This is a genomic window from Micromonospora vulcania (assembly GCF_042658605.1).
GTDB lineage: Bacteria > Actinomycetota > Actinomycetes > Mycobacteriales > Micromonosporaceae > Micromonospora > Micromonospora vulcania.
Map to the genome: position 1 here is coordinate 208,883 of NZ_JBHSQS010000009.1, position 16,495 is coordinate 225,377.

At 71.2% G+C, this 16,495-nt stretch carries 15 protein-coding genes; 5 read left to right on the top strand and 10 right to left on the bottom strand.

The genetic code is table 11. The features are described 5' to 3' along the window. The first annotated feature begins 55 nt into the window (after positions 1-55). Together ACFQGL_RS17520 and ACFQGL_RS17525 are read left to right on the top strand one after the other, a co-directional pair. Entirely contained in the window at positions 56-1,549 is a 1,494-nt protein-coding gene (locus ACFQGL_RS17520; protein ID WP_377513019.1) for an MFS transporter, read from the top strand. 107 nt (positions 1,550-1,656) lie between these two features. Next, a complete protein-coding gene (locus ACFQGL_RS17525) occupies positions 1,657-2,448 on the top strand; it encodes a maleylpyruvate isomerase family mycothiol-dependent enzyme (protein WP_377513021.1) in 792 nt (263 codons plus the stop codon). A gap of 46 nt (positions 2,449-2,494) precedes the next feature. Here ACFQGL_RS17525 and ACFQGL_RS17530 read toward each other — a convergent pair whose 3' ends face one another. Both ACFQGL_RS17530 and ACFQGL_RS17535 read right to left on the bottom strand, forming a co-directional pair. Beyond that, entirely contained in the window at positions 2,495-3,694 is a 1,200-nt protein-coding gene (locus ACFQGL_RS17530; protein ID WP_377513023.1) for an RtcB family protein, read from the bottom strand. A gap of 397 nt (positions 3,695-4,091) precedes the next feature. Continuing rightward, positions 4,092-4,382: a helix-turn-helix domain-containing protein gene (locus ACFQGL_RS17535; RefSeq protein ID WP_377513025.1), complete on the bottom strand. Its 291-nt coding sequence runs from the start codon at positions 4,380-4,382 to the stop codon at positions 4,092-4,094. Positions 4,383-4,459: 77 nt separating this feature from the next. Here ACFQGL_RS17535 and map point away from each other — a divergent pair, with 77 nt between their 5' ends. Then, positions 4,460-5,278, top strand: coding sequence for a type I methionyl aminopeptidase (gene map, locus ACFQGL_RS17540; protein ID WP_377513027.1), 819 nt, complete (start codon positions 4,460-4,462; stop codon positions 5,276-5,278). A 40-nt stretch (positions 5,279-5,318) separates the two neighbouring features. Next, positions 5,319-6,284 carry a helix-turn-helix transcriptional regulator gene (locus tag ACFQGL_RS17545; RefSeq protein WP_377513029.1) on the top strand — a complete coding sequence of 322 codons (966 nt, stop codon included), beginning with the start codon at positions 5,319-5,321 and terminating at the stop codon, positions 6,282-6,284. Between the two features lie 18 nt (positions 6,285-6,302). On the opposite strand, the gene ACFQGL_RS17550 is transcribed toward ACFQGL_RS17545, so the two are convergent. After that, a complete protein-coding gene (locus ACFQGL_RS17550) occupies positions 6,303-6,782 on the bottom strand; it encodes a hypothetical protein (protein ID WP_377513031.1) in 480 nt (159 codons plus the stop codon). A gap of 23 nt (positions 6,783-6,805) precedes the next feature. Beyond that, positions 6,806-8,101 carry an RICIN domain-containing protein gene (locus ACFQGL_RS17555; protein WP_377513033.1) on the bottom strand — a complete coding sequence of 432 codons (1,296 nt, stop codon included), beginning with the start codon at positions 8,099-8,101 and terminating at the stop codon, positions 6,806-6,808. 182 nt (positions 8,102-8,283) lie between these two features. Between ACFQGL_RS17555 and ACFQGL_RS17560 the strand changes: the two genes are divergently transcribed. Next, complete coding sequence (locus ACFQGL_RS17560) at positions 8,284-9,471, top strand: spore photoproduct lyase family protein (protein ID WP_377513035.1); 1,188 nt, start codon at positions 8,284-8,286, stop codon at positions 9,469-9,471. A 19-nt stretch (positions 9,472-9,490) separates the two neighbouring features. On the opposite strand, the gene ACFQGL_RS17565 is transcribed toward ACFQGL_RS17560, so the two are convergent. From ACFQGL_RS17565 to ACFQGL_RS17590, 6 genes are all read right to left on the bottom strand, one after another. Continuing rightward, positions 9,491-9,997 carry a DinB family protein gene (locus tag ACFQGL_RS17565; protein ID WP_377513037.1) on the bottom strand — a complete coding sequence of 169 codons (507 nt, stop codon included), beginning with the start codon at positions 9,995-9,997 and terminating at the stop codon, positions 9,491-9,493. A 34-nt stretch (positions 9,998-10,031) separates the two neighbouring features. Then, the gene (locus ACFQGL_RS17570; protein ID WP_377513039.1) at positions 10,032-10,874 is read right to left on the bottom strand and encodes a M15 family metallopeptidase; all 843 of its coding nucleotides are present in this window, start codon (positions 10,872-10,874) and stop codon (positions 10,032-10,034) included. A 148-nt stretch (positions 10,875-11,022) separates the two neighbouring features. Next, positions 11,023-13,398: a beta-xylosidase/alpha-l-arabinosidase gene (locus tag ACFQGL_RS17575; RefSeq protein ID WP_377513041.1), complete on the bottom strand. Its 2,376-nt coding sequence runs from the start codon at positions 13,396-13,398 to the stop codon at positions 11,023-11,025. Next, the gene (locus tag ACFQGL_RS17580) at positions 13,395-14,216 is read right to left on the bottom strand and encodes a carbohydrate ABC transporter permease (protein ID WP_377513043.1); all 822 of its coding nucleotides are present in this window, start codon (positions 14,214-14,216) and stop codon (positions 13,395-13,397) included. The genes ACFQGL_RS17575 and ACFQGL_RS17580 overlap by 4 nt, the downstream gene beginning before the upstream one ends. Next, positions 14,213-15,154, bottom strand: a complete 942-nt coding sequence (locus ACFQGL_RS17585) for a carbohydrate ABC transporter permease (RefSeq protein ID WP_377513045.1) — start codon at positions 15,152-15,154, stop codon at positions 14,213-14,215. Before ACFQGL_RS17585 ends, ACFQGL_RS17580 begins: the two co-directional genes overlap by 4 nt. Positions 15,155-15,167: 13 nt before the next feature. Next, on the bottom strand, positions 15,168-16,466 hold the full coding sequence (locus ACFQGL_RS17590) for an extracellular solute-binding protein (RefSeq protein ID WP_377513047.1): 1,299 nt from the start codon (positions 16,464-16,466) through the stop codon (positions 15,168-15,170). Positions 16,467-16,495: the final 29 nt, after the last annotated feature.

The following is a 16,495-nucleotide window of genomic DNA, read 5'->3' on the forward strand; positions in this document are numbered from 1 at the left end:
CCCGTCCCAGGCCTGATCCTGATCCACCGACATCCGCAACACGGAAGGCTCCACCATGCCCGGAACTACCTCGACCGCGCCCGGCGCACCCGACGCGGGGACGTCGACGGCGACGCCGCACCCGCGGCGCTGGATCGCCCTGGCGGTCATCGCGGTCTCGCAGCTGATGGTGGTCCTGGACGCCACCATCGTGAACATCGCGCTCCCGAAGGCCCAGGTCGACCTGGGGATCACCGACGCTAACCGGCAGTGGGTGATCACCGCCTACACGCTGGCCTTCGGCGGCCTGCTGCTGCTCGGCGGCCGGATCGCCGACTTCTGGGGCCGCAAGCGGACCTTCCTGGTCGGTATGACCGGTTTCGCGCTCGCCTCCGCGCTGGGCGGTCTGGCCACCACGGGCAGCATGCTCTTCGCCGCCCGCGCCTTGCAGGGCGCCTTCGGTGCACTGCTCGCCCCGGCCGCACTGGCGCTGCTCACCGTCCTGTTCACCGAGGCCGCGGAGCGGGCCAAGGCGTTCGCCGTGTACGGCGCGATCGCCGGCGGTGGCTCGGCGGTCGGCCTGCTGCTCGGCGGTGTGCTCACCGAGTACGCCAACTGGCGCTGGTGCCTGCTGGTGAACATCCCGGTCGCCGCCATCGCCATCGCCTTCGCCCTTTCGCTGGTGCCGGAGAGCCGGGCGCACGGCAACACCCGCTACGACGTACCCGGCGCGGTCGTCGTCACCGCCGGCCTGGTCTCCCTGGTGTACGGCTTCACCAAGGCCGCCGAGAACGGCTGGGACGCCGCCGCGACGCTCGGTTTCATCGCCGCCGGCGTGGTCCTGCTCGCCGCCTTCGTGGTGATCGAGCTGCGCTCCAACCACCCACTGCTGCCGCTGCGGATCATCCTGGATCGCAATCGGGGCGGGGCTTACCTCGCCTCGACGTTGATCGGCGCGGGCCTGTTCGGCGCGTTCCTCTTCCTGACCTTCTACTTCCAGGTGGTGCTCCAGTACAAGCCGCTGGAGGCCGGGCTCGCGTCGCTGCCGGTCACCGCCGGTGTGCTGATCGCGGCGGGCGGCGCCAGCCAGCTGATGCCGCGGGTGGGTGCCAAGCCGCTGATGGTCGGTGGCGCCGTGCTCGCCGCCCTGGCCATGCTGGTGCTGACCCAGATCGACGTGGACACCTCGTTCCTCACCCTCCTGCTGCCCGCTCAGGTCGTCCTCGGCATGGGTCTCGGCTTCACGTTCGTGCCGCTGTCCAGCCTCGCGCTGGTCGGGGTGCCGGAACACGACGCCGGCGCGGCCAGCGCCACGCTGAACGCGACCCAGCAGGTCGGCGGCTCGCTGGGCACCGCCCTGCTGAACACCTTCTACACCAGCGCGGTCGCCGCGTACCTGGTCGGCCGGGCGCCGAACCCGGTCAACCAGGTCGAGGCGCTGGTGCACGGCTACCGCGTCGCGTTCGGCTGGGGAGCGGCCCTGATCGTGCTCGCCGGCCTGGCCACCCTGATCCTGATCAAGGTGCGCAAGGAGGACATCCCGACCGGCAACGCCGTACACATGGGCTGAGTCCACCGGCGACGCCGTCCGGTCCGCTCCCGAGCACGGGGGCGGGCCGGTCGGCGTCCACGTCCGGTAGCGTCGCGAGCATCGTCGAGAATCCGTTGAGGAGAAATATGTCCACGGCTGCCGACCCGATCATCAACGCCCTACGTAATGGCCATGAGGAGCTCGCCGCGCTCGTTCGGGACCTCAAGGAGGACGACCTGCGCCACCCCTCGGGGGCCAGCGAGTGGCAGGTCTCCCAGGTGCTCAGCCACCTCGGTAGCGGCGCGGAGATCGGCCTCGCCGGGCTGACCGCCGCCCGCGAGGGCAGGCCCGCCCCGGACGGCGACTTCAACCGCAGCGTCTGGCAGCGCTGGGACGCCATGTCACCCCAGGAGCACGCGGCCGGGTTCCTGGAGTCCAACCAGCGGCTGGTCGAGGCGTACGAGGCGCTGGACGCCGACACCCGCGCGACGCTGCGGATCAACCTCGGCTTCCTGCCGGAGCCGGTCGACGTCGCCACCGCTGCCCGGTTCCGGCTCAGCGAGTTCGCCCTGCACCAGTGGGATGCCGAGGTGGCGTTCAACCCGTTCGCGGCCGTGACGCCGGAGGCGGTGCCGCTGCTGATCGAGCAGATCGGCGGCATGCTGTCCTGGACCAGCCGGCCGCAGGAGCTGGCCGGCCGGGAGGCCACCCTGCTGGTCCGGCTGCGGGACCCGGAGCGGACGTTCGGGCTGCGGCTCGGCGAGCAGGTCGAGCTGACCGACGCGCCGGAGCAGCCGGACGGCGAGCTGTCCCTGCCCGCCGAGACCTGGCTGCGGCTGGTGGTCGGCCGTCTCGGCGCCCGGTACACGCCGGACGGGGTGCAGGTGACCGGCCCGGTCAGCCTGGACGACCTGCGCCGGGTCTTCGTCGGCTTCTGAGGGTTTACCGCGCGGGCCGGGACCACCGGCCCGCGCGTACCCCTTCTCAGCCCTTCACGCACACCACCTGCTTGAGGTGCGCGACCACCTCCACCAGGTCTTCCTGCTGTGCCATCACCTCGGTGATGTCCTTGTACGCGCCGGGGATCTCGTCGACCACCCCGGCGTCCTTGCGGCACTCCACGCCGGCGGTCTGCGCGGCCAGGTCCTGCGTGCTGAAGGTCCGCTTGGCCTGTGCCCGCGACATCCGCCGCCCGGCCCCGTGCGAGGCCGAGCAGTACGCGTCCGGATTACCCCGGCCCCGCACGATGTACGAGCCGGTGCCCATCGAGCCCGGGATGATGCCCAGGTCGCCCCGGCCGGCCCGGATCGCCCCCTTGCGGGTGACCAGCACCTCCACGCCGTCGTAGGTCTCCTCGGACACGTAGTTGTGGTGGCACGAGATGGGCTCGTCGTAGCTGACCTGCGGGAACTGGTCGCGCACCACTCCGCAGAACAGGGCCAGCATGGTCGCCCGGTTGCGCCGCGCGTATTCCTGCGCCCACCACAGGTCCCGCCGGTACGCCTGCATCTCCGGCGTACCGGCGAGGAACACCGCGAGGTCCCGGTCCGGCAGGTCGGCGTTGTGCGGCAGCCCTCGGGCCACCGCGATGTGCCGCTCGGCCAGCTCCTTGCCGATGTTGCGTGACCCGGAGTGCAGCATCAGCCAGACCCGGCCGTCGTCTGCGCCGCCCTGCTCAAGGCAGACCTCGATGAAGTGGTTCCCCCCGCCGAGGGTGCCGAGCTGACGCCGGGCCCGGGTCTCCAGCTGCGCGACCCGCCGGTCGAGCCCGGCGAACCGTCCCCAGAAGTCGTCCCAGCCGGCCTGCTCCAGCCCTCGGACCCGGCGCGGGTCGACCGCGTCGTCCCGCTGGGCGAAGCCGACCGGGATGGTCGCCTCGATCGCGGAGCGCAGCCCGGCCAGGTCGTCCGGCAGGTCGGCGGCGGTCAGCGAGGTACGGACCGCCGACATCCCGCAGCCGATGTCGACGCCGACCGCGGCCGGCGAGACGGCCTGCCGCATGGCGATGACCGAGCCGACCGTGGCGCCCTTGCCGAAGTGCACGTCCGGCATCACCGCGACGCCCTGTACCCAGGGCAGCGCGCCGATGTTACGCAGCTGCCTGGCGGCCTGCGGCTCGATGTCGTACGGGTCGGTCCAGACCCGGACCGGTGCCCGGGTGCCTGCGAGGGGGGTGAATGCCATCGTCGTCTCCTGAGGTCGTGCCGGTATCACCGTCCGAGACGGTGACCGAAAGAGATCATGCGCCGCCCGGCCGACGTTCGGCGGCGGTACGCGGATCTGAAAGGGCCGCCCGAACCCCGGTGGGGTGGGCGGCCAGCGGACGCGCGCAGCGTCGGCGTCAGTCGCTCCACCCCGGCCGCCGGCCCAGCTCCGGGCGGCAGCAGCGGCGGTATCGGGTGTCGGTGGGCAGTGCGGCAGCCATGCACGGCAAACACCGTTCGGGGTTGGTGCGGACGTGTTGCGACACGGCGTACTCCCCTCGGGTGTGCGTGGTTGACCCTGCACGGACGAGACTAGGAGAAGCGCGGCGCGTCCGCAATGGATATTGCCGGTCGCCGGCGGCCCGGACGAAGGCCGACTACAGCACCGGGGCGGCCGGTCTCCAGGCTGCCTGGCGAACGGGCATGTCGGCCAGCCAGACGTCGGCCAGGTCACCGAGGGGAACATCGAGCGCCTGACTGAGGCAGACCACGGTGCCGAACGCGGGTGCGGGGAGGCGGCCGGCCTCGATCTTGCGGAGCGTCTCGGGAGAGATGCCGGCCGCCAGGGCCACCTCGACGAGGCTGCGGCCGGCCCGCGCGGCCCGGAGGGCGACACCGAGGCGCTGGCCCGCTGCGACTTGTTCGGCGGTGAGCGGTTGGCGAACCATGCGTGCAGGATATCCCCTCGGCAGCATCCCCGACCTGGCGTGGTATAAAAATACCGCATACGGAGAGGGAGGCTGTCGTGATCGAGCTCAAGTCCGCCGAGGAGATCGGCAGGATGGCGGTGGCCGGTCAGTTCGTCGGCGAGTTGCTCGCCGAGCTGAGCGGTGTCGCCGAGGTCGGCGTCAACCTGATGGACCTCGAACACCACGCCCGCCGCCGGATCAAGGAGCGCGGCGCCGAATCCTGCTACTGGGACTACGCCCCGTCGTTCGGCCGCGGCCCGTTCCGCAACGTGCTGTGCCTGTCGGTCAACGACGCGGTGCTGCACGGCCTGCCGCACGATTACGTGCTACGGGACGGTGACCTGCTCAGCATCGACATGGCCCTCGGCATCGACGGCTGGGTCGCCGACTCGGCCCTCTCCGTCGTCGTCGGCACCCCCGACCCGGCCGACCTGAAGCTGATCGAGGCCACCGAGGTCGCACTGGAGGCCGGCATCAACGCCGCCCAGCCCGGCGGCCGCCTCGGCGACGTCTCCGCCGCGATCGGCGAGGTCGCCCAGTCCTACGGCTACGGCGTCAACGCCGAGTTCGGCGGCCACGGCATCGGGCGCACCATGCACGAGGCCCCGCACGTCGCCAACAGCGGCCGCGCGCGGCGCGGCCTGAAGCTCGACCCCGGCCTCACCATCGCCATCGAGCCCTGGCTCTGCCGCTCCACCGACAAGATTAAGTTCGACAGCGACGGCTGGACCATCCGCTCCGCCGACGGCTCCCGCACCGCCCACTCCGAGCACACCGTCGCTATCACGGCGTCCGGCCCGCAGGTCCTGACCCGCCGCCCCACGCACGGCGTCACCTCGACCGATCCCACCAAGAGGTCCACCGCGACCTCCTGACCCCCGGGTCGTCCCCGCGCTGGCTGGCAGACTTGCCGCCATGGTGGAGACCTCGGTGCGGCTCCTGCGGCTGCTGGCGCTGCTACAGGTCCGCCGGGACTGGTCCGGCGCGGATCTGGCGGACCGGCTGGAGGTGACCACCCGGACCGTCCGTGCCGACGTCGAACGGCTGCGGGTCCTCGGGTACGTCGTCGAGTCGCGGCCCGGCGTGGCCGGCGGCTACCGGCTCGGCGTCGGGTCCGCGCTGCCGCCGCTGCTGCTGGACGACGACGAGGCGGTGGCCGTGGCGGTCGGGCTGCGGGCGGCCGCCGCCGGCTCGGTGCGCGGGATCGAGGAGACCTCGCTGCGGGCGTTGGCCAAGCTGGAGCAGTCGCTGCCGTCGCGCCTGCGGCACCGGGTGGACGCGCTGCGCACGGCGACCGTCTCCGCCGCGACCGGCGGCCCGACCGTGGACGCGGCCACGCTCACCGCGGTCTCGACCGCCGTACACCGTCACGAGCGGCTGCGCTTCGACTACGCCGGCCACGACGGTACGGCCACGGTGCGCGACGTCGAGCCGTACCGCCTGGTCTACACCGGACGGCGGTGGTACCTGCTGGGCTGGGACACCGACCGGGGCGACTGGCGAACCTTCCGCGCCGACCGGATCCGGCCACGGGTGCCGACCGGGCCACGCTTCACACCCCGAGAGCCGCCAGGTGGCGACGCGGTCGCGCACGTGCTGCGCGGCGTCGGCTCCACGGCCTGGCCGCATCCGGCCCGGGTACGCCTGCACGCGCCGGCCGAGCTGATGGCGCAACGGATCCCCAGCACGGCCGGCCTGTTGGAGTCGATCGACGAGCGGACCTGCCTGCTGCACACCGGTGGGGAGTCGCTGGCCAACCTGGCGGCCTTCCTCGGCACCCTCGAGGTGGACCTCGACGTGCTCGACCCGCCGGAGCTGCGCGCCGTGCTGCGTGGCGTCGCCGCCCGGTTCGGCCGGGCGGCGGCGACACCCCCGGCCTGATCCGGCGGCGACCGCCACTCAGGTGTCGTAACAGCCGTCCCAGGGCGGGTCGAAGCCGAGGTTGTCGGGGAGGAACTCGACGTGGTCCTCGGCCGCCTCGTCGTCCTCGTCGTCACCCTCGTAGAAGTCCTCGACCAGCCCGAAGACCTGCCCGTCGACCTCGATCTGGAACAGCCTGATCGAGATGTCGGCGAAGACGCGGCCGGGCAGCCGGTCGAGCCACTCGACGAGGCGAGCCTCCGCCCGGTCGACGGAGGCTTGCTCGTCTTCGCTGGTGCCCGCGAACCACACGTCCGAACCGGTGTGCCTGCCGTCGGCGTCGAACCGGTGCAGCACGGCGTACCACCGCTTGTGCCGGTACCAGTCGTCCTCGGCCCCGCTGCCGTCCGCCAGCGTCGCGGTGACGGAGCCGAAGAACTCGCCCTCGTCGTACCGGCCGATGAAGCGGGTGCGGTAGTCGGGCACGTACGAGATGGGCACACGATCGGGGATGGCCATGCGGGGACATTACTGCACCGGCTCTATGGCTGTGCCACCAGTCGGAACGACTGTGCCGCGGTGCCGTTGCAGGTGTACTGGATGAGCTGGACGCTGTCCGCCGTGGACCCGCCCGGCACGTCGAGGCACTTGCCACTGTTGCGGTTGACCAGCCGGTAGTAGCCGTTGCCCTCCGACTCGGCCCGCCACTGCTGGTTGTTGCCGCCGCTGTAGGACCAGAGCTGGATCGGGGCCGAGTCGGCCGTCGACACGTTGGTCACGTCGAGCACCTGAGCGCTGTTGTTGCGGTTGTTGACCCGCAGGTAGCCACCGCTGGTCGGCGCGAACTGGTACTGCTGGGCGTTGCTGCTGTTGCAGGTGTACTGCTGGATCACGGTGCCGTTAGCGCTGGCGGCGGCCCGCGCGTCCACGCACTTGCCGTTGCCCCGGTTGACCACGGTGTGCCACGCGGTCGGCGAGATCGGGCCGTCGGTCGGCGGCGGCGTCGTCGTCGGAGGGGTGCCGCCGACGCCGGCGAGCCAGTGCAGCCCGTCGATCAGCAGGCGATTCTGCTGCGCGCTGTCGAAGGTGGACGACAGGCCGGTGTTGGTGCTGTAGTCCATCGCGTTGTGGCCGAAGTTGGCGTAGATCATCTTGTACTGCCGGTTGCTCCACACGATCGGGTAGTAGCCGCCGTACCAGGACTGGTTGGGGTCGGTGCCGACCGGGAAGCTGGACGGGTCGATCGAGGCGAGGATGTCGATGTTCCCGTTCTGCCGCAGGTCGTTGCTCCAGGAGTACCACTCGCTGATCGCCGAGGAGAACGTCGCGGGGAGGTTCCGGGTGGCCGCGTGGGTGCGGTTGTCGGCCCTCAACGTGACCCGGGTGGGTCCCCAGGTGTTCGTCTGGAACGCACCGGTGCCGAGGAAGGTGTTGTAGTACCAGCTCCAGCTCGACGGGTCGGTGTTGAACGCCGTCACGTGGAAGCCCATCCACGCCCCGCCGTTCTGCATGTACTGCTGGAACGCGGCGCGCTGCGCGGTGGGCGGTGCGTCGTCGAGGAACATGATGACCTTGTACTGGGCCAGGTTGGCGGTGTTCAGCAGGCCCCAGTTGGTGGTCGCCTCCCAGGAGAAGCCGTACTGGGCGGCCGCCTGCGGGAACCAGGCCCGGGCGTCCCGGTCGAAGTCGATGTGTGCGGCGTCCCAGGTGCCGTTGTAGAAGGCGAGAACCTTGAACGTCGGAGCGGCCTGGGCCGCCCGGGTGGTGTTGAACGCGACGCCGACGCTGACCGCGACGACGAACGCGACGAGCAGTGCGATGACGCGCCTGGCACGCATGGAGAGGTGGGTGTGCACCGTGACCGCCCTTCGGTGGTGGCGTGAGACGCGCGCCGTCGCGTCGACCCGCTTCTGTTCACAAGGTTTACAGATTGATGAAAGGTTATTCGTTGCGCCGGGCGGCGTCAATCGGAAGCCGCCCGGACGGGTGGAATCGGCGCGGTAACGGGTACGCCGCCGCAATGACCAGCCCGGACGCGGTGGACGTCGACCAACCGCTCGCCGTGGACGTGCCTCCCGCCACGCACGACGCCAGCGGCGAGCGGGTGCCGACCCGCGACCTGGCCGGGCTCGCCCCGCCGGCCCGGCCGGCCCGGCGCTGGACCCCGGGCCGGGTGGTGGCCACCCCGGCCGCCCTGGAGCACCCGCACGGCCAGCGGATCGCCGCCCGCGTACAGGCACTGGGCATCGAGGTCGAGCGGCTGCGGTCCAACCGGCTCACCGGCGTACGCGGGCAGACCGATCGGGAGACGTACGCGCGAGCCAAGGCCACCATGGCGATCGTGGTGAGCCCGCCCTCGCGGCGCGCCCTGCAACCCATCGCGCCCAGTGCCGACTGGCGAGTCGATCTGGCCGAGGGCTGCCCCGCGCACTGCCAGTACTGCTACCTCGCCGGGTCGCTGTCCGGCCCACCGGTGACCCGGGTGTACGCGGACCTCGACGACATCCTGGCCGGGCTGACCCCGTACGCCGGGCGCGGAACCGTGACCAGCCGCAACGTGCGACGGGCCGACGAGGGCACCACCTTCGAGGCGTCCTGCTACACCGACCCGCTCGCCCTGGAGCACCTCACCGGCAGTTGGCGGCGGGCCGTGCAGCACTTCGCCGACTGGGACGCGCCGGTGCAACTGCGCTGGACCACCAAGTACGCCGACGTGGACACCTTCGTGGGGCTACCGCACGCCGGCCGGACCCGGGTCCGGTTCAGCGTCAACTGCGCCCCGGTCAGCGACCGGTTCGAGGGCGGCACCGCCCGCGTGCCGGACCGCCTGGCCGCGCTGCGTCGACTCGCGCTGGACGGCTATCCGGTCGGGCTGACCATCGCGCCCATCATGCCGCTGCCGGACTGGCGGGAGAGCTACGGCGAGTTGCTGGATCAGGTCCGCGCGGCGGTCGACGGGGTGCCCGAGCTGGACCTGACCGCCGAGCTGATCACCCACCGGTTCACCCCGGGCAGCAAGGAGGTGCTGCTCGGCTGGTACCCGCGGACCCGCCTGGAGATGGACGAGGAGTCGCGCAGCCGAAAGCACGGCAAGTTCGGCGCGGTCAAGTACGTGTATCCGCGCGACACGATGGCCGAGCTGCGCGGCTGGTTCCACACCGAGTTGGCCACGCGGGTACCGGCCTGCCGGATCCTCTACTGGACCTGACCGCCCGACACCGGTGCGATCACACCCCGACGGTGCCGTCGACGCCCTCACGCAGGAAGTCGGCGTGACCGTTGTGCCGGGCGTACTCGTGGATCAGGTGCAGCATCACCAGTCGCAGCGACACGTCCTCGCCGGAGCGGGGGTTGTGGCCGGTCACGTCGAGCGACGGGGCCGCCCGCTCGATCCGGCGGGCGTGCTCGATCTCCCGCTCCCAGGCGTCGAACGCCTCGGCGCGGGTGGCCGAGCTGGCGTCGTACGCCTGCTGGTAGTCGCCGGCTTCCGACCAGACCAGCGGGATGTCCTGGCCGTCGATCACCCGCCGGAACCAGGCACGCTCCACCTCGGCCATGTGTCGGACCAGGCCGAGCAGGGACAGCGTGGACGGCGGCATCGACTGCCGACGAAGCTGCTCGTCGGAGAGCCCGTCGCACTTGAGGGCCAGCGTCGCGCGATGGAAGTCGAGGAAGGCGCGCAGCGTCTCCCGCTCGTTCCCGGTCACCGGTGGGCCAATCCGTTCGGTGGTCACCTTCATGATCATGCCGGACGCCGCGCCAGGGACTTCAGCCGACCGACGAGCGGGCCACCGGTGCGGCGAAGAAGGTGTCCGGGTACGGCTCGTCGCGCAGGCTGTAGTGCCACCACTCGCGGTCGTAGTTGACGAAGCCAGCATCGGTCATCAGCCGCAGCAGCAGTTGCCGGTTGTCCCGGGCCAGGCCGGTGATCCGGGGGTCGGCGGTGTGCGCCCGGGCGTCGAAGCAGTCGAAGCCCGTACCCATGTCGATGCTGTTGTCGGCGAAGCGCTGCCCGCGCGGCGCGGCGCAGGCGACCAGCGGCTGCCCGGGCCGGTACGGCGGCTGGCTGGCGGCGGGCTCGTCCACCAGGGTCAGGTCCATGGTGCTGCCGCGGCTGTGTGCGGTGGGCGCCCCGATGTAGCCGTCGGCGAAGAGCTGACTCTTGGCCACCTCCGGATAGAACTCGGCCTTGGTCTGCTGCTCACCGGAGCGCTTCGCCCAGGCGACGAAGTCGTCCACCGCGGGCTGTGGGCGGTAGCAGTCGTACACCTTGAGGCTGTGCCCGCCGGCCAGCGCGGCGTCCTGCACCCGGCGCAGCGCCTCGGCCGCCTGCCGGGTGAGCAGGCACAGCGGCTCCGGGTACGCGGTGATCGGCCGACCGACGAAGTTGTGCGCGGTCGCGTACCGGATGTCGGCGTGCACCCGTGGGTCGAAGTCGGTCAGCACCACGAACCCCGGCAGCCGGCTGGCGGCGGATGGCGTGGCGCTCACGGACGGCGGCTGCGAGGCGGCCGGCGCTGGCTGCGGGACGGCCGGCGCCGCGCGGTGTTCGGCCTGCGAGCAGCCGCCGAGCAGCGCGAGCGCGACGGCGGCAGCGATGCGGTTGCGCACCAGTCCTGTCTATCAGCGAGGAATGCTCCACGTACCCGCCACGGCAGGATCCGCCCTCGTCCCACCCGGCCTGCAAGATCACTTTGCCCTGAGTAGTTGCAGAAGCCCCGCCACAACTACTCAGGACAAAGTGATCAACGCTGCCGCCTCACTCCGGCGCGGTCAGCGTGAACTGCGGGTGCAGGCGGCGGGTGTGGTCTACCTGCCGGGGCGGGCCGGCCAGCGCGACGGTCGCCACCAGCCGGGCTTGGGTACTGGAGGAGGCGAGGCGCAGCTCCACCTCGCCCGGCTCGACCACCCGCCGCCCGTCCCGGCCGGTGAACGAGAGCAGGTCGGCCGGTACGGTCACCGCGATCCGGCAGCCCGCGCCCGCGTCCAGCGGCACCCGCAGGTAACCGATCAACCGTTGTACGGGCTGCACCACCGAGGCCACCGGGTCGTGCGCGTAGAGCTGCACGACCTCGCTGCCCCACCGGGTGCCCCCGTTGCGCAGCGTGAACGCCAGCCGCAGTTCCCCGTCGGTCTCCGCCACCGCCTGCTCCACCGTCAGCTCGGACCAGTCGAACCGGGTGTAGCTGAGCCCGTGCCCGAAGCCGTACGCGGGAGTGGGGTCGAGGTTGGAGACGTCGCTGGCCTGCCCCAGGCGGGCGGCGAGGTAGGTGGTCGGCTGCCCGCCGGGGCTGCGCGGCACGCTGACCGGGAGCCGCCCCTGCGGTTCGACCCGCCCGCTGAGCAGCCCGGCGATCGCCGAGGTCCCCTCCTCGCCGGGAAAGAAGGACTGCACGATGGCCGCCGCCTCGTCGACCGCCCGACCCAGCGCGTACGGCCGGCCGGCGATCATCGTGACCACCACCGGCGTGCCGGCGTCCAACAGGGCGTCGAGCAGGCGCTGCTGCGCTCCGGGCAGGGCCAGCGACTCCGCGTCGCAGCCCTCGCCGCTGGTGCCCCGGCCGAAGAGCCCGGCCCGGTCGCCGAGGGCCGCGATCACCACGTCGGCGCCCCGGGCCGCCTCGACGGCCGCGGCGATCCCGTCGGTGTCCGGGCTGTCGATGCCCACACCGACCTCGACGACCACCTCGCTGGCCGGGAACTCGCCAGCGAGGGCCTGCGCCAGCGTGGGCAGCTCGATCCCGACCGGCAGCTCCGGGTGGTGGGACCCGACGTGCAACGGGAACGAGTAGCAGCCGAGCGTCGCCGTGGGGGTCGCGGCCTGCGGGCCGATCACCGCGATCCGCGCCGGACGGGCCAGCGGCAGGGTGCCGTCGTTGCGCAGCAGGACGACGGCCTGCTCGGCCACCTCCCGGGCGAGCGCCCGGTTGGCCGGCGAGTCCAGGTCGACGGTGCCGCGTACCGCCTCGGGATCGGTGAGATCGACGCCGTCGAGCGCCGACGGCACCGGGCTCCACTGCGCGTCGAGGAGACCGAGCTGCGCCTTCTGCAGCAGCACACGGCGTACCGCCCGGTCCACGACCGACTCGGGCACCTGCCCGGCGGCGAGCGCCGCGTGCAGCGGCGGGCCGAACGTCTTCACCGTGGGCAGTTCGACGTCCACCCCGGCGGCGAGCGCCGCGCCGGCCGCCTCACCCCAACTGCCGGCCACGCCGTGCAGAGTGTGCAGGAAGGCGATGCCGAAGTAGTCGGCGACGACCGTGCCGGTGAACCCCCAGGTCTCCCGGAGCAGACCGGTGAGCAGTTGCTCGTCGACCGCCGACGGTATCCCGTCGGTGTCGGTGTAGGCGTGCATCACCGACCGTGCGCCGCTCTCGCGGACCGCCATCTCGAACGGCGGCAGCATCACGTCCGCCCGCTCCCGCGGGCCCATCCCGACCGGCGCGTGGTTGCGCCCGGCCCGGGAGGCCGAGTAGCCGGCGAAGTGCTTGAGGGTGGCCACCACGCCGGTGGATTCCAACCCGTGGATGTACGCGGTGGCGACCGTGCCGACCAGGTACGGGTCCTCGCCGACGGTCTCCTCGACCCGGCCCCAGCGGGCGTCGCGGACCACGTCGAGCACCGGCGCGAGCCCCTGGTGTACGCCGAGGCGTCGCAGGTCGGCGCCGATGGCGGCGGCCATCCGCCGGATCAGCCCCGGGTCGAAGGTGGCACCCCAGGACAACGGCACCGGGTACGCGGTCGCGCCCCAGGTGGCGAAGCCGGCGAGGCACTCCTCGTGGGCCAGGGCGGGAATACCGAACCGGTTCGCGGCGGTGATCCGCTGCTGGGTCCGCAGCAGCGACAGCGCGCCGAGCGCCGGGTCGACCGGCGCGGTGCCGAACGGTCGGGTCAGCTGGCCGAGCCCGGTCTCCAGGAGGGCTTCGAGGTCGACCCGCTCCTCCATCTCGTGCTGGTGGGGCGCGACCTCACCACCGTCGGCGGACGCACCGACCCACACGCCGTAGAGCTGGGAAACCTTCTCCGCCAGGGTCATCTGGGCGACCAGGGCGTCGACGCGGGTGGTCAGCTCCACCGTCGGGTCGGCCCAGATCGCGGTGCCTCGTTCGATGTCCAGGGTCACGTTGTCGGTCACTTTCCTCCGACGCCCATCAGCCCCTGCACAAGGGCCCGACGGGCGAACAGGTAGACGAGCAGGACGGGCACCATCGACAGCACCACCGCCGCGAGCAGCCCGGGGATGTTGACGCCGTGCTCCGTTTGGAAGTTGTAGAGGCCCAGGGTGATGACCTTGGTTTCATCGGACTGGGTGAGGATGAGCGGGAAGAGGAAGCCGTTCCAGGCCTGCAACGCGGAGAAGACCGCGATGGTGGAGACACCGCCGCGGGACAGCGGCAGCACCAGCCGTACGAACACCCGTCCGGGTGAGGCGCCGTCCATCGCCATCGCCTCGTACAGGTCCGAGGTGATGTCCCGCATGGCGCCGCTGAGGATCAGCGCGCACACCGGAAGGCAGAACGCGGCCGTGGGCAGGATGACGCCGAGCAGGTTGTCGTAGAGGTTGGCCTTGCTGATCAGATAGAAGATCGGCACGACCACCGCCTGCGCCGGGATCGCCAGGCCGAGCAGGAAGAGCCGGAACACGCCGCTGGTGAGCCAGCTACGGCTGCGCACGATCGCGTACGCCAGTGGCGGCACCAGCAGCAGCACGATCGCGACCACGCTGACCGTCACCACGACGGTGTTCAGGAAGTACCGACCAAAGCCCTCGGAGAAGGCGCTGGTGTAGTTGTCCAGGGTGAAGGTGTCGGGCAGGGCGAGTGGCCCGTTCTGGGTGTAGCCGGGCCGGGTCTGCACGGTGCTGGCGACCATCACGTAGATCGGCAGGCCCACCAACAGCAGCCAGAACACCGAGCCTATTCCGGCGATCCAGTTCGGACGGTGCCGAGTCACAGGCCCTCCATCGTGCTGCGCATCTTGTCGTACCCGGAGACCTTCACGACGATCAGTGAGATGATCGTGGCGACCACCACCAGCAGCAGCGCGATGGCCGCGCCGGCGCCGAAGTCGAAGCTGCGGAACGCCTGCTCGTACATGTAGTAGGCACTGATGGTGGTGTCGGTGCCCGGCCCGCCCTGGGTGAGGATCAGGACGGTGTCGAAGGTGGTCAGCCCGCCGACCACCATGAGCACCACCGAGGTGATCATGGCGTTGCGCAGCTGCGGCAGGGTCACGTGCCGGAACTGGCCCCAGCGCCCGGCCCCGTCCACCTCGGCGGCCTGGTAGAGCACCGCCGGGATGGTCCGCGCCGAGCCCTGGTAGATCAGCGCGTGGAACGGGATGAACTGCCAACTGCTGACGAAGACCAGTACGCCGATCGCGCCGGTGCGGCTGCCGAAGAGGTTGCCGTCGCCGAAGAGCCAGCTGGCCTGCCCCGGCACCCCGAAGTTCGGGTCGAGCAGGGCCCGCCAGAGCACCGAGACGGCGGTGGCCGACAGCAGCAGCGGCAGGAAGAAGATGGCGGACAGGACCGCCCGGTTGCGCTGGTGCCCGGCCGCCCAGACCCCGATGAGCAGGCTCAGCGGTGTCTGCACGGCCACGCCGAGGGCGGTGAGCAGCACGCTCAGCCAGAGACTCTGGATCATCGTGGGATCGGCCGCGAGTCGCCGCCAGTTGGCCAGGCCGACGTACTCGGCCTCGCCGATGCCGTTCCAGCTCATGAAGGACAGGGCGACGACCAGCACCAGCGGCACGATCGCGAAGAAACCGAAGAAGAGAGTGGCGGGCAGGGCCCAGGCGAAGCTCGGGCGGCCGTGGTCAGCGCCGCCCGAGCGTCGTCCGGACCGGAGCTCCTGCGCCGCGAGGCGGGGAGCAACGGTGGTGGTGGTCATGGATGCTCCGCCGTCAGCCGGCCTGCAGGGACTGCATCGCCTTGATGAAGCCGTTCGCGTCCATCCGGCCGTTGAGGTACTGCTGCACGGCCTGGTGGATGGTCGTGGTGGCGGCCGGCGGGTACGCCTGGTCCCAGGAGAGCTGGAACGACGGCGCCTGCTTGACCAGGTCGAACTGGAACTTCGAGTACGCCGGGTTGGTGGCGGTGTCGAGGAACTTCTCGGTGTTGGTGGTGGTCGGCAGGTTGCCGATGGACAGCTGCGCCTTGACGAACTCGTCGGAGTACTGCAACTTCAGGAACTCCGCCACCGCCTCCGGGTGCCTGGTCTTCTTGAGCACGGAATAGAAGTTGTTGGTGTTGCCGCACACGTTGCCCTGATCGCCCTTGCCGCCGGGGACGCTCGGGAAGGCCGTCCAGCCGAGGTCCTTGGCCGCGAAGGTCGGGTTGGCGTCGTTGTGGGTGGAGTAGTTCCAGGAGCCCATCAGCTCGAAGCCGGCCTTGCCGCTGGAGAGCAGCGTGGGCGAACCGCCGTCGGTGAACTTCACCGAGTCGAAGTTGGTGCCGAACGCGCCCGCGTCCTTGAGCTGCCGCAGCAGCTCCAGCGCGCGCCGGCTCTCCGGGCTCTCCCAGACGCTCTTGTCGCCGCCCAGGGCCTTGGCGAACAGGTCCGGGCCGGCCACCCGGTCGTAGAGGTACTGGTACCACATCTGGGTGGGCCACTGGTCGCCGCCGCCGAGGGCGATCGGGGTGACCTTCTTGCTCTTGAGCGTGTTCACCGCGGCCAGCAGGTCGTCCCAGGTCTGCGGCGGGGTGATGCCGGCGTCGGCGAGCACCTTCTTGTTGTGGAACAGCAGCACCGGCTGCGTGCCGCGCATCGGCACCCCGTACGCCTTGCCGTCCACCACGGCGGTGTTGAACACCGACGGCAGGAAGTTGGCCTTCAGACCCGGGTCCTTGGCGATCATGTCGTCGAGCGGCAGCAGCAGGTTGGCCTTGACGAACGGCGTGATGCTGCCGCCACCCCAGTTGAAGAAGATGTCGGGGGCCTGGTTGGTGTTGATGATGGTCTGCAGCTTGGTCTGGTAGTCCGCGCCGGGAATGGTGTCCAGCACGGCCTTGACCTTGGAGGTCTTGTTGAAGGTCTCGACCAGCTGGGTCTCCACCTTGTTGGTCGCGTCGCCATAGACCAGGACGTGGATCTCGTCGGCGTCACCGCCGGAGTCACCGCCGCCGCAGGCGGCCAGGGGCAGCGCCAGGGCGAGGGCGGCACCGACCGCGACGGCCCGGGCGAGCCGGGTTCGTACTGTCATCATCGAGCCCTTTCAGTGTGGTGGGGGGT

What these genes read in the sequence shown, in the direction of transcription:
- ACFQGL_RS17585 (WP_377513045.1), bottom strand. Translation starts at nt 15,154, where the DNA reads ATGACCACCACCACCGTTGCTCCCCGCCTCGCGGCGCAGGAGCTCCGG.
- ACFQGL_RS17550 (WP_377513031.1), bottom strand. Translation starts at nt 6,782, where the DNA reads ATGGCCATCCCCGATCGTGTGCCCATCTCGTACGTGCCCGACTACCGC.
- ACFQGL_RS17525 (WP_377513021.1), top strand. Translation starts at nt 1,657, where the DNA reads ATGTCCACGGCTGCCGACCCGATCATCAACGCCCTACGTAATGGCCAT.
- ACFQGL_RS17535 (WP_377513025.1), bottom strand. Translation starts at nt 4,382, where the DNA reads ATGGTTCGCCAACCGCTCACCGCCGAACAAGTCGCAGCGGGCCAGCGC.
- ACFQGL_RS17520 (WP_377513019.1), top strand. Translation starts at nt 56, where the DNA reads ATGCCCGGAACTACCTCGACCGCGCCCGGCGCACCCGACGCGGGGACG.
- ACFQGL_RS17560 (WP_377513035.1), top strand. Translation starts at nt 8,284, where the DNA reads ATGACCAGCCCGGACGCGGTGGACGTCGACCAACCGCTCGCCGTGGAC.
- ACFQGL_RS17555 (WP_377513033.1), bottom strand. Translation starts at nt 8,101, where the DNA reads ATGCGTGCCAGGCGCGTCATCGCACTGCTCGTCGCGTTCGTCGTCGCG.
- ACFQGL_RS17530 (WP_377513023.1), bottom strand. Translation starts at nt 3,694, where the DNA reads ATGGCATTCACCCCCCTCGCAGGCACCCGGGCACCGGTCCGGGTCTGG.
- ACFQGL_RS17590 (WP_377513047.1), bottom strand. Translation starts at nt 16,466, where the DNA reads ATGACAGTACGAACCCGGCTCGCCCGGGCCGTCGCGGTCGGTGCCGCC.
- ACFQGL_RS17545 (WP_377513029.1), top strand. Translation starts at nt 5,319, where the DNA reads ATGGTGGAGACCTCGGTGCGGCTCCTGCGGCTGCTGGCGCTGCTACAG.